At 74.2% G+C, this 15,815-nt stretch carries 8 protein-coding genes; 5 read left to right on the plus strand and 3 right to left on the minus strand.

Going from position 1 to position 15,815, the window contains the following annotated elements:
- Nucleotides 1-43: 43 nt before the first annotated feature.
- Complete coding sequence (gene fabD, locus FB454_RS02540; protein ID WP_255367947.1) at nt 44-2,293, minus strand: ACP S-malonyltransferase; 2,250 nt, start codon at nt 2,291-2,293, stop codon at nt 44-46.
- Nucleotides 2,294-2,404: 111 nt separating this feature from the next.
- On the opposite strand from fabD, the gene FB454_RS02545 reads away from it, so the two are divergent.
- Both FB454_RS02545 and FB454_RS02550 read left to right on the plus strand, forming a co-directional pair.
- Nucleotides 2,405-8,926 carry a non-ribosomal peptide synthetase gene (locus FB454_RS02545; protein WP_145822390.1) on the plus strand — a complete coding sequence of 2,174 codons (6,522 nt, stop codon included), beginning with the start codon at nt 2,405-2,407 and terminating at the stop codon, nt 8,924-8,926.
- Complete coding sequence (locus tag FB454_RS02550; protein WP_145822391.1) at nt 8,923-9,663, plus strand: alpha/beta fold hydrolase; 741 nt, start codon at nt 8,923-8,925, stop codon at nt 9,661-9,663. The genes FB454_RS02545 and FB454_RS02550 overlap by 4 nt, the downstream gene beginning before the upstream one ends.
- An 86-nt stretch (nt 9,664-9,749) precedes the next feature.
- On the opposite strand, the gene bioA is transcribed toward FB454_RS02550, so the two are convergent.
- On the minus strand, nt 9,750-11,111 hold the full coding sequence (bioA, locus tag FB454_RS02555) for an adenosylmethionine--8-amino-7-oxononanoate transaminase (RefSeq protein ID WP_013287033.1): 1,362 nt from the start codon (nt 11,109-11,111) through the stop codon (nt 9,750-9,752).
- 195 nt (nt 11,112-11,306) lie between these two features.
- Here bioA and FB454_RS02560 point away from each other — a divergent pair, with 195 nt between their 5' ends.
- From FB454_RS02560 to FB454_RS02570, 3 genes are all read left to right on the plus strand, one after another.
- A complete protein-coding gene (locus FB454_RS02560; RefSeq protein WP_145822393.1) occupies nt 11,307-12,545 on the plus strand; it encodes a cytochrome P450 in 1,239 nt (412 codons plus the stop codon).
- A gap of 83 nt (nt 12,546-12,628) precedes the next feature.
- The gene (locus tag FB454_RS02565; protein WP_013287035.1) at nt 12,629-13,615 is read left to right on the plus strand and encodes a daunorubicin resistance protein DrrA family ABC transporter ATP-binding protein; all 987 of its coding nucleotides are present in this window, start codon (nt 12,629-12,631) and stop codon (nt 13,613-13,615) included.
- Nucleotides 13,612-14,412, plus strand: a complete 801-nt coding sequence (locus FB454_RS02570; protein WP_013287036.1) for an ABC transporter permease — start codon at nt 13,612-13,614, stop codon at nt 14,410-14,412. Before FB454_RS02565 ends, FB454_RS02570 begins: the two co-directional genes overlap by 4 nt.
- Before the next feature lie 67 nt (nt 14,413-14,479).
- Here the strand turns inward: FB454_RS02570 and FB454_RS02575 are convergent, their stop codons facing one another.
- On the minus strand, nt 14,480-15,736 hold the full coding sequence (locus FB454_RS02575; protein ID WP_013287037.1) for a hypothetical protein: 1,257 nt from the start codon (nt 15,734-15,736) through the stop codon (nt 14,480-14,482).
- Nucleotides 15,737-15,815 lie beyond the last annotated feature (79 nt).

A 15,815-nucleotide genomic window follows, 5' to 3' on the forward strand; every position in this document is an offset into this window, starting at 1 on the left:
GAGACTCCTTCGCTTCGGCTGGTTCGGTGGGCGCCCGGACACGCTAGTCAGCATCGGACCAGCGGCTCTGCTCACTAATGGCCACCGGCGGACAGTGCCGGCGCAGGACGTCGGCCGCCCCGCGCATCAGCAGTTCGGCTATGACGTCGACGTGCCGCAGCCGCCAGTCGGCCAGTTCGGTGCCGCGCACGTACCGGTTGAAGGCGCCCATCGCCGGTCCGGTGTGGACCTGGAAGTTCGCCCGTTCGGTGGTGTCGCCGCGCAGCGCCACCTCCGTGGCGTGGGCGAAGTACCACTTGAACGCCAGTGCCATCCGCCGTCGCGGGCCGGCGCGCTCCACCTCCGCGGCCCGGCCGGTGTCCCGGTAGTGCCGCTCGGTCTCCCGCCACACCTGCGCGAACGGCCGGCGGAAGGTGGTCCGTTCCACGGCGTCGCGGATCGCGGCGGGCACCTCGTCCCAGGTGTCGTAGCGGTGGTAGAGCTGGAGCAGCTGGGTGGCCCGCGCCGCGAACATCGTGCCGCGGCGCAGCACCTGCACGCGGGAGCCGAACTCGAACGTGTCACCGGCCGGCGCGTACGCCGTGTCCTGGATCCCGGCGCCTGCCAGCAGGTCCTTGACCTCGGGTGACGTCCCGGCCTCAGGCGTGGCCTGGTTGATCGACCCGGTGACCACGAAGTCGGCGCCGAGCACGAACGCCGCGGCGACCGCCTCCGGGGTGCCCAGGCCGCCCGCGGCGCCGACCCGGATCCGTTCGTGGTAGCGGTGCCGGAGCATCTCCGCGTCGCGCAGCAGGGCGAGGTCCGGCACGAGGCTGAACGGGGACCGCGCGTCGGTGTGCCCGGCCGAGTCGGCCTCGGCGCACAGGTCGCCGCTCACCGGCAGCCGCGCCGCCGCGGCTGCCTCCCCGGCGGACAGCGCGCCCTCGGCCACGAGAGCGGCGAGCATCGCCGGCGGCGGCGGGGCCAGGAACGCGGCCGCGACCTCGGGCCGGGACACTTTCGCCACGACGTGCCGGACGGCGACCGGGGTGCCGTCGGCGCTCAGGTGCGCGCCGGCGAAGCGGAACCGCACCAGGGCCGCGGTGACCCCGGTGTACCCGGCCGCCTCGACGTAGCGGACGTCGTGCCGGACGTACAGCTCCGCCAGCGCCGACTCCAGCGCCGGGTTGTCCGGCATCGCCAGCAGGTTCATGCCGAAGCGGCCCGGACCGGGATCCGCGGTGAGCGAGCGCAGGACCGCCTCGACCTCGTCGCGGTCGAAGCCGCCCGCGCCGAAGAAGCCGAGCAGGCCCGCCTTGCCCAGGCGGGCGACCATCGCCACCGAGCTGATCCCGCGGTACATCGAGCCGGCGAGGTAGGACCACGTGACGCCGTAGTCGGCGCGGAACCGCTGACAGCCGAGCGCCGCCGGTCCCGGATCGCCGCCGTCCGGCACGGCCGGCGCCGCCGCGAGCACCGGACGGAACAGGTCCGTCAGCACACGGCCCGGACCCAGCTCGCGCACCGTGCGCACGCCGCGGCCGACCAGATACGCCATGGTCTCGCGCCACCGCACCGGGCGACGCAGCTGCACGGCGAGCAGGTCGGGCAGCAGCAGCGGGTCGTGCGGCCGGGCGGTCACGTTGGAGATCACCGGCACCTGCGGCGGCGCGAAGCGGACCTGCGACAGCACATCGGCGAACTCGCCCGCCGCGGCGCGCATGTACCGCGAGTGGAACGCGGCGGCCACCGGAAGCGGGACGCATCGGCCCAGACCGGCGCCGGTGACCGCCCGCGCCGCCGCCGACAGCGACTCGCGCGGGCCGGAGAGCGTCACCTGGCCGTCGGCGTTGTCGTTGGCCACGTCCACGTCGTCGACACCGGCGTCGGCGAGTACCCCGGGCAGCCGGTCCAGCCGTTCACCGAGGACGGCGAGCATGCCGCCGCCGGCCGCCCGGGCCATGATCTCGCCGCGGCGGCACACCAGGCGCAGCGCCTCCTCGAAGTCCAGGCAGCCGGCCGCGAACAGCGCCGCGTACTCGCCGAGGCTGTGCCCGGCGAGGTAGTCCGGCGGCGGCTCCTCGTCGCGTGCCGCCAGGTAGGCCAGCGCGCCGACGACGAACAGCGCCGGCTGGGCGTACCGGGTGTCGCCGAGCAGGTCGTCGTCCCGGCACAGCCGGGTCACCGGTACGCCGATGATCCGGTCGGCGGCGGCGCACTCGTCCGGGAAGCGGTCGAACAGGTCACCGCCCATGCCCCGGCGCTGCGCGCCCTGCCCCGGGAACACCCAGGCGGACTTCGGTCGTAAGGACACGACTTGGACTGTCCGGCCCGCCGGACGGACGTGCTGCCCAGAGTTGAGCAGCACGTCCGGTCCGGCGCCGCTTAGGTTGCGGCGAACGCCGGCCTTCGGAGCGGGGAGCGCATGAACGAGCAGACCGCCATCCCGGACCGCGTGGAGATCGTCCTGGACGTCCTGTCGGGCGTGCTGCCGGCCGGGGTCACAGCGGACGCCGACACGGCCCTGGGCGACCTGGGACTCGGTTCCCTCGCCGCCGCGCGGCTGCTGCTGGAGGTCGGCGCCGCGTTCGGCACCGAGCTGCCGACCGACGCGCTGCGCCGCTGCGCCACCGCCCGGGAACTGGCCGAGCTGGCCGCCCACGCCGCGCCCGCCGGCGCAGGGCTGCGTCCCGACGTACGCCCCGAGCCCGGGCGGCGGCACGAACCGTTCCCGCTCACCCCGCTCCAGGAGGGGTACCTGCTGGCCAAGGCGACCGGTCTGCCCGGCTGCCACCTCTACCGCGAGTACGACCTCCCCGACCTGGACGTGGACCGCCTGCGCGCGGCGTGGGGGCGGCTCGTCGGGCACCACGAGGCGCTGCGGCTCGTGCTGACCCCCGACGGGCGCCAGCGGGTGGCCGAGCGGCCGCCGGACTGGACCATGCCGGTCGGCGACGACGCCGAGGACGTACGCCGGCGCCTCTCCCACCACTCCTACGGCCCGGCCGACGAGCCGTTGTGGACGGTCGAGGTGTCCCGGGCCCCGGACGGCGGCGGCGTGCTGCACCTCAGCGTCGACGCGGCGATCGTCGACGGCGCCGGGCTGGAGCTGCTCGTCGGGCAGCTCCGGGCGCTCCACGACGACCCCGGGCGCGAGCTGCCCGCCCCTGGCGCCGGCCTGCGAGATCTCGGCGTGGCCCTCGCCGCCCACCGCGACGGCGACGGGTACCGCGCCGGCCTGGAGTACTGGGCCGACGCGCTGCGCGACCTGCCGCCCGGACCCGCCCTGCCCACCTCCGGCGTGGAGCCCGGCCCGGTGCGGGTGCCGTACACGGCGGCGCTGACGCGACGCGAGTGGGCCGCGGTGACCGCGTACGCGGGCGATCTCGGCGTCTCGCCGACCGCCGTGGTGCTCACCGCCTTCACCGAGGCACTGCGTCGGGCCGGCGCCGACGCGGCGTTCTCGCTCGTGCTGACCACGAACAGCCGGCTCTGGCTGCCCGCCGAGGCGGCGGGTGTGCCCGGGCCGTTCACCTCGACCACCGTGTTCGTCGCCGAGGCGACGACCGGGCGGCCGTTCGCCGAGGCCGCCCGGGCGGTCCACGACCGGCTGCGCCGCGACCTCGAGCACGCCGACGTGCCCGGTGTGGCCGCGCTCCGTGAGCTGCGGTCCCGCCGGCTGCCGGTCCCGGCGCAGCTGCCGGTGGTGTTCACCAGCCTGCTCGACGTGGGCGGGACCGGCGCCGACGGCCGGTACGCGGTCAGCCAGACCACTGGCGTCACGCTCGACGCGCAGATCGGCGAGCGCGACGGCGAACTGCGCGTGCGGTGGGACGTCGCGGAGGACGCCTTCGGCCCGGGCGTGGTCGCCGCGACCTTCGCCTGGTTCGTCAACACGCTGCGCTGGCTACGGCCCGTCCCCGACGACGCCGGCCGGCCCCTGAACGACCTCCAGCAGGCGTACTTCGTGGCCCGGACCACGGGCGGCACCGGCCCGTGGAGCGGCTGCCAGGTGGTGCACGCCTTCGCCGTCGACCGGCTCGACCTGCCCCGGCTGGAGGCGGCCTGGCTGGGTCTGCTCGCCGCGCACGAGCCGCTGCGGACCGTCGTCACACCGGACGGACGGCTGGTCACCTGCGACGACGTGCCGGACCGGTGGCACATCCCGGTGACCGGGCCGGACGCACCGGGCGGCGTGCCGTCGCCCGACGCGGTGCAGCGGGACATGGTGGGCCGGGCCTTCCCGCTCGGCCGGCTCCCCCAGGGTGAGCTGCGCGTCCAGGTGGACGAGGCAGGCGGGGCCACCGTGCACGTGGCGCTGGACCTGCTGGTGGCCGACGGCCGCAGCATCCACCTGCTGCTGCGCGAGCTGATGCGCCGCTACGCCGAGCCGGGCACGCCGGTGGCCGGGCCGCCCCGCGCACCGCAGGCGGCACCGGACCCGCACGCCCGCCGGTACTGGCAGGACCGCCTGGCCGACCTTCCGCCCGGCCCGCCGATCGAGGCGCGCACCGGGCCACGGCGGCGGCGTACCGCCCGGGTGCCGGGCTGGACGCGGATCCGGCGGCTGGCCCGGGAACGCGGCCTCGCCCTCGACGCGCTGCTCATGGCCGCGCTCACCACAGCGATCGGCACCTGCCACCGCGACCGCTTCGCGGTGCCGCTGGTGCGCTGGACGTCCCGGTCCGAGCCGTTCCGGCCCGCCGAACTGACCGCGCTGAGCTGGCTGGCCGCCGGCGAACCGGGCGAGGGCCTGCTCGACCTCGCCGGGCGCTACGACCGGCAGATCACCGCCGACGCGGCGGCGGACGGCGCCTCCGGCCTGGCCGAGCTGCGGCGGCTGGTGCTGCGGCGGATGCGCGACGGCGGCGCCGGGTACCCGGTCGTGTGCACCGGGCTGCTCGAACTCGGCGACGTGCCGCTGCCGGACGGCGTGACAGCCGGCCCGTGGCTGACGTGCACGCCCGACGTGGCGCTGGACTGCATCGCGATCGACGAGGGCGACGACACGCTGCGGCTGTTCTGGGACGCCACCGAGGGTGCGATCGGCGACGACGACCTGGACCGGATCTTCGACGCGTACCGGTCGGCGCTGGCCGAACTGGCCGACCTCAGCGACGTCGTGTACGGGTGGAACGACACCGTCGTCGAGTTCCCGCACGCCGGGCCGGTGCACCTGCTGTTCGAGGCCCAGGCCCGGACCCGGCCCGAGGCGGTGGCCGTACGCGGGCGCGGCGGGACCACGTCCTTCGGTGAGCTGAACGCGGTGGCGAACCGGATCGCGGTCCGGCTGCGCGCCGCGGGCGTCGGCGCCGGGTCCGTGGTCGGGATCAGCGTCGCCCGGGGGCCGCTCATGGTCGCCGCCGTGCACGGCGTGCTCAAGGCCGGTGGCGCCTACCTGCCGGTGGAGCCGTCGCTGCCGCCGGCGCGCGCCGCGCTGATGCTCGCCGACGCGGACGCGGTCGCGCTCGTCACGACGAGCGACCTGGACCTGCCGGCGCCGGGACGGCCGGACGGGATCGCCGTGGTCCACGCCGACCGGGTGGGTTCCGCAGCGGTGCCGGATCCGGAGCCGTGCACCGGCGAGGACGACCTCGCGTACGTCATCTTCACCTCCGGCAGCACCGGCCGGCCCAAGGGTGTCGCGGTCACCCACCGGGCCGTGCACAACCTTCTGCACTGGGCGCGCCGGACGTTCCGCTTCGGACCGGAGGACACCGGGCTGTGCGTGACCTCGCTCGGCTTCGACCTGTCCGTGTTCGACATCCTCGGGCTGCTCGGCTACGGCGCCTCGATCTACGTCGCCGACTCCGAGCAGCAGAAGGACCCGGCGCTGCTGCTGGACGTCCTGCTGCGGGAGCCGGTCACGTTCTGGAACTCCGCGCCGACCACCCTGGCGCACGTCGTACCGCTGACCGCCGCGCACCGCGGCCGGCCCGGCACGACCGACCTGCGGCTGGTGTTCCTCAGCGGTGACCACACGCCGCTGTCCCTGCCCGACGAGCTGCGGGCCTGTTTCACCGCCGCCGAGATCGTCAACCTCGGCGGGGCGACCGAGGCCACCGTGTGGTCGAACTGGTACCGCGTCGGGACCGTCGAGCCCGGGTGGCGCAGCATCCCCTACGGCCGGCCGATCGACAACGCCCGCTACTACGTCCTGGACGACGACCGGCGCCCGTGCCGGCCCGGCGTCGAGGGCGACCTCTACATCGCCGGGGAGGTGCTCAGTGCCGGTTACCACAACCGGCCGGACCTCACCGAGGACCGGTTCGTGCCGTGCCCGTTCGGGCCGCCCGGCGACCGGATGTACCGCACGGGCGACCGGGCGGCGTTCCTGCCGGACGGCAACCTGACCTTCCTGGGCCGGGCCGACCACCAGGTGAAGATCCGCGGGTTCCGGGTCGAACTCGGCGAGATCGAGCACCGGCTGCGCGGCCATCCGGGCGTCAAGGACGCGGTGGTGGTGGCCCGTGAGGAGGGCGGCGAACGCAAGCTGGTGGCGTACCTGCTGTCCTCCGGTGGCGCCGCACCGGCCGTCCGCGACCTGCGGGCCTTCGCCGCCGAGACGCTGCCCGACTACATGGTGCCGAGCCACCTGGCCGTGCTGGAGCAGTTCCCCGCCACCGACAACGGCAAGCTGGACCGCGCCCGGCTGCCGTGGCCGCTGCCGGTCGGGCCGCCGGTCGGGCCGCCGGACCCGCCGGGACCGGCGGACGCTCCGCACGAGCCCGGTGTCCGTCAGGTGCTCACGGAACTGTTCGGCGAACTGCTCGGCGAGACCGTCGACCCCGCGGCCGACCTGTGGGACCAGGGTGCCACGTCGTTCACCATGGTCCAGGTCTCGGCCCGGCTGCACGAGCGTCTCGGCACGCGGGTCCCGGTGGCGGCGCTGCTGGAGAACCCGACGATCGACGGCATCGCCGCGCACCTGTCGCCCGGCACGCCCGCGCCCGTACCCGCGGACCCGTCCCCGGCCGTCGCGCCGCCTCCGCGGACGGTCGACGTGCTCTCCCCCACCGAACGGTCCGCCTTCGCCGCGGCCCGGCTCGACCTGCGCGACGACGGCGAGGCCGTGCCGCTGCCCGGGGAACACCCCGCGCCACGGCGGTACCGGCGACGGGCCTCGCGCCGCGACTTCCTCGACCGGCCCGTGCCGCTGTCCACTGTGGCGGACCTGCTGAGCCTGCTGCGTCCACTGTCCGACGGCGACCGGACGCGGCGGCTGTACCCGTCGGCCGGCGACACCTACGGCGTGCAGGTCTACGTCCACGTGCCCGGCGACCGGGTCACCGGGCTGCCGGCCGGCGTCTACTACCACCACCCCGACGAACACACGCTGCGCCGCATCGGCGACGGATCGGCCCTGGACCGCACCGCGCACTTCGTCTACAACCGGCCGGTGTACGACCGGGCGGCGTTCCAGCTCCTCCTCGTCGGGCAGGCGCGGGCGATCCGCCCGCTCTACGGCGACGACGCCGACCGGTACCTCGCGCTGGAGGCCGGCTACCTCGGCCAGGTGCTGATGGGCGCCCAGGCCGACCACGGGCTGGGGCTGTGCCCGGTCGGCGCGGTCGCCGAGGCGCCGGTCCGCGCCGCGTTGCGGCTGGACGACGGCCACGTGTTCCAGCAGGCGTTCCTGTGCGGTCCGGTGACGCGCGACGACGAGGCCGAGACGCCCGGCACCCCCGCCGCCGGTCCGCCGTCCGTCGCCGGGCCGGGCGAGATCGCCGTGGTCGGGGTGGCCGGCCGCTACCCCGGCGCGGACGACGTCGGTGCGCTCTGGCGCAACCTCGACGCCGGCCACTGCGCGATCACTCCGCCCCCGCCCGGGCGGGGCTCCGGACCGGCCGGCGGCTACCTGTCCGGCCTGGAGACGTTCGACAGCATGGCCTTCGGGATCGCGCCGGCCGAGGCCGCCGTCCTCGACCCGCAGGTACGCGTACTGCTCGAAGTGGTGTGGGCGTGCCTGGAGGACGCCGGCCACACCCCGGCGTCCCTCGGCCGGGTCGGTGTCTTCGTCGGTGTGATGTGGCACGACCACCGCCTCGCCGGCACCGACCGGTGGCGCGACGGCGACCCGGCCCGGATCTCCGGCACCGGCTCCGAGATCGCCAACCGGATCTCCCACACCTTCGACTTCCGCGGCCCGAGCGTCGCCGTGGACACCTCCTGTTCCTCGGCGCTCACCGCCCTGCGCCAGGCGGCCGAGAGCCTCGACCGGGGCGACTGCGACGCCGCTGTGGTCGGCGCGGTCAACCTGCTGGCGCACCCGTACCACGTGGCGGTGCTGCGCGGGCTGGGCCTGGTCGCCGAGACGCCGCACCCGGCACTGGACGCCACCGCCGCCGGCTGGTCGCCCGGCGAGGGCGCCGGCGCCCTGCTGCTGCGCCGGCTCGGCGACGCGCGCCGGGACCGCGACCGCGTCGACGCCGTGGTGGAGAGCACCTGGGTGGGGCACAGCGGCGCGACGAGCCGCTTCGGCACGCCCGACGCGGCCACCCTCGCCGGGTCGCTCGCCGAGGCGGTGAGCCGGGCCGGGCTCACCCCCGCCGACATCGGATACGTCGAGTGCGCGGCCTCCGGCGCCGCCCTGTCCGACGCCGCCGAGATCGAGGCCGTGGGCCGGTTCCTGGCCGCCGCCGCGCCCGGTCCCGAGGGGGTACGCGTGCCGATCGGCACCCTCAAGCCGAACCTGGGCCACGCGGAGGCCGCATCCGGGCTCGCGCAGTTGACCAAGGTGCTCCTCCAGCTGCGGCACCGCCGGCTCGTACCGACCCTGCTGGCGGAGACGCCCCACCCGCTCGTCGACCTCGACGCGCTGCCGGTGCGGTTCGTGCGCCGGCCCGAGCCGTGGACCGGCGTCCCGCTGCGCGCGCTCGTCACCGCGGTCGGCGCCACCGGCACTGTGGGGCACGTGGTGCTGCGGTCCGACGAGGAGGAACGATGAGCAACCAGTGGATCAAGGGCCCGGCCGACCGGGACGCTCCGATGCTGCTGTACTGCGTCCCGCACGCCGGGGGCGGCGGCTCGTTCTTCCGGCCGTGGCGCGCCGCGCTGGAGCCGTACCTGGGCGTCTGCCCGGTCGTGCTGCCCGGCCGGGAGTCCCGCCTGCGGGAGCCGCCGTACACCAGCATCGACCACCTCGTACCCCCGCTGGCCGCCGCGATCAGCGCGCACGCGGACCGCCCGTACGCGTTGTTCGGCCACAGCATGGGCGCGGTGGTCGCCTACGAGACCGCCCGGCGGCTGTCCGCCGGTCCGGGCGGCGGCCCGGCACGGCTGTTCGTCTCCGGCCGGCGCGCGCCGCACCTGCCCGCCCGCCGGCCGGACCGGCACACGCTCGGCGCGGACGAGTTCCTGCCCGCGGTCGCGGCGCTCGGTGGCACGCCGGACGAGGTGCTGCGCCGGCACGACCTGATGGCGTTGTTCCTGCCGGGGCTGCGCGCCGACTTCGCGGTCAACGAGACGTACCGGCAGTTGCCCGGCCCGCCGCTGCGCTGTCCCGTGTCGGCGTTCACCGGCGACGCCGACCCGGAGGTCGACGTGGTGGAGATGCGTTGCTGGGCCGACGTCACGTCGGCCGGCTTCAGCCTGCGGGTGTTCAGCGGCGGGCACTTCTACCTGGCCGGCCCGCCCGCCGAGCTGGCCGAGGCGCTGCTGGCCGACCTCGCCGTGCGGTCCTGAGGCGGTCCGGAGACGGTCCTGAGGGCGGTCCGGAGACGACGGAACGGGACGGGCCTCTCGCCCGTCCCGTTCCCGTTTCTCCGCGCTCAGGCCGGCAGTGAGGCCACGACCTCCTGCGTCGCCTGGAGCAGGATCCGCGCCATCGTGCGCAGCTCCTCCTCGGTCATCACCAGCGGCGGCACGATCACGATGGTGTCGCTCGGCGCCGAGTGGATGATCATGCCGAGTTCCCGGCACCGCTCGGTGATGCGCGTCGCGACGCCCAGCTCCATCGGGAACGGCTCGCGCGTCTCCACGTCGGCCACCAGCTCGACGGCGGCCAGCAGGCCGCACTGCCGGACGTCGCCGACGTGCGCCACGCTGCGGAACTTGTCCAGCTCCTCGGCCAGGACCACGGCCTGCGCCTGGCCGTGCCGGATCAGGTCGTCCTTCTCGAACAGGTCCAGGCTCGCCAGCGCCACGGCGACGGCGAGCGGGTTGCCGGAGAACGTGTGCCCGGACAGCAGCATCTTGCCGTCACCGCGGAACGCGTCGAACACCTCCGCCGACGCCATCGTCGCCGTCAACGGCATGTACCCACCGGTCAGGCCCTTGCCGACGCAGAGGATGTCGGGCGACACGCCGTCGGCCTGGCAGGCGAACATCGGGCCGGTACGGCCGAAGCCCACACCCAGCTCGTCGGCGATGAGCAGGACGCCGTACCGGCGGGCGATCTCGGCGACCCGGGCCAGGTGACCGTCGCGCGCCACGATCATGCCGCTGACGTTCTGCACGCGCGGCTCCACGAGCACGGCGGCGACCTCGTCGCCCTCACGCTCCAGCACCTCCTCCAGCGTGTCCGCGCAGGCAAGGTTGCAGTTGTTGTTGCACAACCCGCAGCGGTACGCGTACGGCTGGGCGAACGAGCTGGTCTCGCGCAGCAGCGGCTGGTAGAAGTTCTTCAGGATCGTCATCTGGCCCACCGACAGCGCGCCGATGGTGTCGCCGTGGAAGGCCCCGCCCATGGACACGAACTTGTTGCGCTGCGGCGATCCCTTGAAGACCCAGTAGGAGTACGCCATCTTCATCGCCGTCTCCACGGCGCTGGAGCCGGACTCCAGGAACAGCACCTTGTCGATGCCCTCCGGGGCGAGCCGGACCAGCCGGTCGGCGAGTTCCGCCGCGCCCGGGTGGGTCATGCCGTAGAGCGTGGTGTGCGCGATCTTCGCCGCCTGCGCGGCCAGCGCCTCGTTCAGTTCCCGACGTTGGTGGCCGTGGATGTTCACGCCCAGCGAGGAGCCCGCGTCGAGATAGCGGTTGCCGTCGCTGTCCACCAGGTAGACACCCTCGCCGTGGGTGATCACCAGGGGCTTGGCGTTGAGGTAGGCGTCGGTGGGGGTGTACGGGTGCCACACGCGCTGCTGGTCCAGCGTGCGCAGGCGTTCGGTCTCCGTGGTTTCGAGGTCCATGCGTCGGCGCTCCGTCATCGAAGGGAACCAGGACAACAGCACGCAGTCCACCGGAAGAGGGCCGGTGACGTCTGCGCAGTAGTGCGCAGGGTGGCCGGTGCTCAACTCTGAGCAGAGGTGTCGCCATGGCCCGGAAATGCTCATCCGGAGCCGGCGCCGACCGGTGCGGCCGAACGCTGGAGAGGGGACGCCGACGTGACGACCTCCGAACAACCGGACCTGATGTCACCAGCCGCACGGGAGACGGCCTACGACACCTACGCCGCCCTCCGCGACACCAACCCGGTCTCCCGGGTCCGGATGCCCACCGGCCAGGACGTCTGGCTGGTCACCGGCTACGACGAGTGCACCAGCTTCCTCACCGACTACCACCGGTTCAAGACCAGTCCGACAGTGATGCCCGAGGGCATGGAGGCGCCGGCGCTGCCCGAGGCTGTGGTACGGCTGCTCGGCGGCAGCATGGGCAGCGTCGACCCGCCCGAGCACACGCGGCAGCGCCGGCTGGTGCAGCAGGCGTTCACGCCGCAGTACGTCGAACGGCTGCGCCCCGGCGTCCAGCAGATCACCGACCATCTGGTCGACGGGCTGCTCGAACGCGAGGGACGGACCTTCGACCTGGTCGAGGACTTCGCGGTGCCGCTGCCGCTCACCGTCATGTCCGACATGCTCGGCATCCCCCGCGCCGACCGGGACCGGTTCCGGCTCTGGTCGGAGCTGCTGCTGTCGCTGGATCCGACCTCCGCGCAGTCCGCGCCGCAGGGCATGAGCCCGGCCGAGGTGATGGCGGAGATCGAGGAGTTCGTGCGCTACCTGGACGCGCTGATCCAGCGCAAGCGCGCCGAGCCCGGCGACGACCTGATCTCCGGGATGGCCCTGGCCGAGGCCGACGGCGAGCGGATGAGCGACGACGAGCTGCTGAAGATGGTGGCGCTGCTCGTGGTCGGCGGTCTCGGCACCACGCAGCACCTGATCGGCAACATGGTCCTGGCGCTGTTCCGCAACCCCGAGCAGTTGCAGCTGCTGCGCGACAAGCCCGAGCTGGCGCCGGGCGCCGTCGAGGAGATGCTGCGCTACCACGGCCCGATCGAGATCAGCTTCCCGCGGTTCGCCGCCGAGGACACCGAGATCGGCGGCGTGCCGATCAGCCGCGGCGAGATGGTCATCGGGGTCCTCGCGGCCGCCGACCGCGATCCGGGCCGCTACCCGGAGCCGGACCGGCTCGACATCGAACGGACCGCCAACCGGCACCTCGCCTTCGGCCGGGGCGCCCACATGTGCCTGGGCGCGCCGCTGGCCCGCGTCGAGGGGCAGGTCGCCATCACCACGCTGCTCGCCCGGATGCCCGACCTGCGCCCGGCGGAGAGCCTCGACGAGACGCCCTGGCGGCCCGGGCTCACGCTGCGCGGGCTGACCGCGCTCACGGTCGAGTTCTGACCGGGCCGGCGCGACCGGCTCCCACTGCGGTTCGGCCGGCCGGCCGGTGAGCATCCGACCGAACCGCAGAGGGAGGAGACGACGTGGCGAACGCCATCGTCGCTGACGGGCTACGCAGACAGTTCGACAAGGTGACCGCGCTGGACGGCCTGGACCTGGTGGTGCCGGAGGGCACCATCACCGGGATCCTCGGGCCGAACGGCGCGGGCAAGAGCACCGCCGTCCGGCTGCTCACCACACTGCTCGCCCCGACCGGCGGCCGGGCCGAGGTGGCCGGGTTCGACGTGGTCACCCAGGCCGCCGAGGTACGCCGGGTGATCAGCCTGTCCGGGCAGCACGCCGCCGTCGACGAGAACCTCTCCGGGTTCGAGAACCTGGAGATGCTGGGCCGGCTGCTGCACCTGGGCGCCCGGCAGAGCCGGCAGCGGGCCGACGAGCTGCTGCAACGCTTCGACCTCGTGGACGCCGCCGGACGCCGGGCGAAGGAGTACTCCGGTGGCATGCGGCGGCGCCTCGACCTGGCCGCCGCGCTGATCCGTACCCCCCGGGTGCTGTTCCTGGACGAGCCGACCACCGGCCTGGACACCCGGAGCCGGACGGCGCTCTGGGACACCATCGGCGAGCTGGTCTCCGGCGGCATGACGCTGCTGCTGACCACGCAGTACCTCGAGGAGGCCGACCGGCTGGCCGACCAGATCGTGGTGATCGACCACGGCCGGGTGGTCGCCGGCGGCACGCCGGACGAGCTGAAGCGGCGGGTCTCCGGCACCAGCCTGGAGATCACGGTCGGACCGGACGCCGACCTGACCGCCGCGCAGACGGTACTCACCTCGCTCGGCACCGGTCCGGCCAGCGTCGACGAGACAGCCGGCCGGATCTCCGTGCCGGCCGGGGACGGGGTGGACACGCTCCTGGCCGGCGCGCGGCTGCTGCGCCAGGCCGGCATACCGGTCCGGGACGCCGCGCTGCGTACGGCGACGCTGGACGACGTCTTCCTCGCCCTCACCGGCGGCCCCGGCCGGGGCACCGGCGACGAGCCCGTCAAGGAGACCGTGGAGGAGAAGCAGTGAACGCCGTCGTACTGGCCTTCGGTGAGGGCGTCGTCGTCGCGAAGCGCAACCTGCGGATGATCCTGCGCGTACCCGAGATGCTGCTCAACGCCGCCATCGCGCCGGCGATGATGACGCTGCTGTTCGGCTTCATCGTCGGCGGCGCGATCGACGCGCAGGGGGTGCCGTACCGCGAGTACCTGCTCGGCGGCATCTTCGTGCAGGCGGTCCTCTTCGGTGCCGTCAACACCGGCACCGCGATCGCCGCCGACCTGCGCAACGGCATCGTCGACCGGCTGATGTCGATGCCCATCTCCCGGTCCGCGGTGCTCGTCGGCCGCACCACGAGCGACCTGGTGAACAGCGGGGTGGTCATCACCGTCACCGCGCTGCTCGGCCTGGTCGTCGGGTGGCGCAGCCGCACGTCGCTGCCCGAGGCGGCGCTGGGGTTTCTGATCCTGCTGGCGTTCGCGTACGCGCTGTCGTGGCTGATGGCAGTGGTGGGGCTGGCGTCCCGGGCGCCGGAGGCGGTCAGCAGCACCGGCTTCACCATCGCCATCCCGCTGGGCTTCCTGTCCAACGCATACGTGCCGATCGACTCCATGCCGGGCGTCCTGCAACCGGTCGCCGAGTGGAACCCGGTCTCGGCGATCGTCCAGGCGGTCCGGGTCCAGTTCGGCAACGTCGACCCGTCCACCGCGCCGGACGTCTGGCCGCTGCAACACCCGGTCGCCGCCTCCGGGCTGTGGATCGGCGCTCTGCTGGCCCTGTCGATCCCCCTGGCGATCGCCCAGTTCCGCAGGTCCGCCGGGCGCTGAGGCGCCTCGCAGACGACGACTCCGCCCGCGCCGTCGGCGTGCGGGCGGAGTCGTCGTCCGTGGGGGCCTACTCCACCAGGACGCGGTCCGGCGCGCGGCGGCGCAGCCGGCTGGAGCGTCGCAGCGACCGCAGCCACATCAGGGTGCCGCCGCCGTCGAGCAGGAACGACAGCATCGCCAGCGCGAGGACGTCCGCCCAGGTGAACTGGCCGGTCATCTCGTCACCGCGGAAGAAGCCGACGACCCGGACCAGGTAGAACCACAGCAGCGGGATCGTCGCGGTGAACAGGACGGCCAGGGCCACGACGCGGCCCAGCACCCAGACGACCGCGTAGATCCGGATGGTGCGCATCTCGCCGCGCCCCACCCCGGACTGGTCGATGAGCCGGCGGCGCAGCACCCGCCGGACGAGGTTGCGCAGGTAGGCGCCGGTGTCGGCCATCAGGCTCCGGGTGTCCAGCGCCGTCGTGATCAGGTAGTAGAAGTCGGTACGCAGGAACAGGAACGTCTGCCAGAGCAGCCGGATGAACGAGGTGAACAGCACGCCGGCCACCACCAGCCGTACCGGCTCCGGCAGGCCGAGGACGCCGACGTCGTTCAGCCACAGCGTGATGAACAGCAGTGCCGCGCCGATCACGTCGACGAGCGGCCCGACCAGCACCGCGACGAAACGTTCCCGCTTGGACGCCATCCACATCCCGGACAGGTCGGTCTGCGCGACGATGGCGTACATCTGGTTGCCGACAGTCATGCGGGCCGACGTGCCGGCGGCGCGCGCCCCCACGACGTGGGCCAGCTCGTGCAGCCACACGCCGATCACCGCGATGCCGAGGACGACCAGCAGGTAGGCCCAGAAGTGGGAGTGGAACATGAGGCTGGACGGCCCGGGCACCAGCCCCGGCCGGTCGACGGCCATCGCGACCGCGACTCCGACGATCACCCCGCAGACGGCGAGCACGGGCCGGCTCAGCAGGCGCCGCGCGGCCTGCGGGGACAGCCACGCCAGATGCCCGGGGCGTGGCGGCCGGGCCGGTTCGGCGTCCGGTGGCGGGTCGTGCGCGCCGGCCGGGGCGAGGAACCCCTCGTCGGCCAGCGCCTGGAGGAACGCGTCGGCGTCCGGTGACGCCTCGTGCGTCGCCTCGAAGCGGCGGACGGCCTCACCGACTGTGGCGCCGTCGCGCAGCCACTCCAGCAGGTCGAGGCCCTCGGCCGGGATGGACAGGTAGACCTGACGACTGTCGTCACCGATCACGGCGAAGTCACCGTCTCTGCGGGCGGTGTACGGCCGGACCAGGACCGGTGCGTCGAGGGCGAACTCGGTCACTGTGGGACCTCTCCTCTGACGGTGCGGGACTGGGCGCAGGGGCGGGGGTCCGGCAGCCGGACCCCCGCCCCCGTGTCAC

The sequence above is a fragment of the Micromonospora sp. CNZ297 genome (genome assembly GCF_007827625.1).

What these genes read in the sequence shown, in the direction of transcription:
- FB454_RS02550 (WP_145822391.1), top strand. Translation starts at nt 8,923, where the DNA reads ATGAGCAACCAGTGGATCAAGGGCCCGGCCGACCGGGACGCTCCGATG.
- bioA (WP_013287033.1), bottom strand. Translation starts at nt 11,111, where the DNA reads ATGGACCTCGAAACCACGGAGACCGAACGCCTGCGCACGCTGGACCAG.
- FB454_RS02545 (WP_145822390.1), top strand. Translation starts at nt 2,405, where the DNA reads ATGAACGAGCAGACCGCCATCCCGGACCGCGTGGAGATCGTCCTGGAC.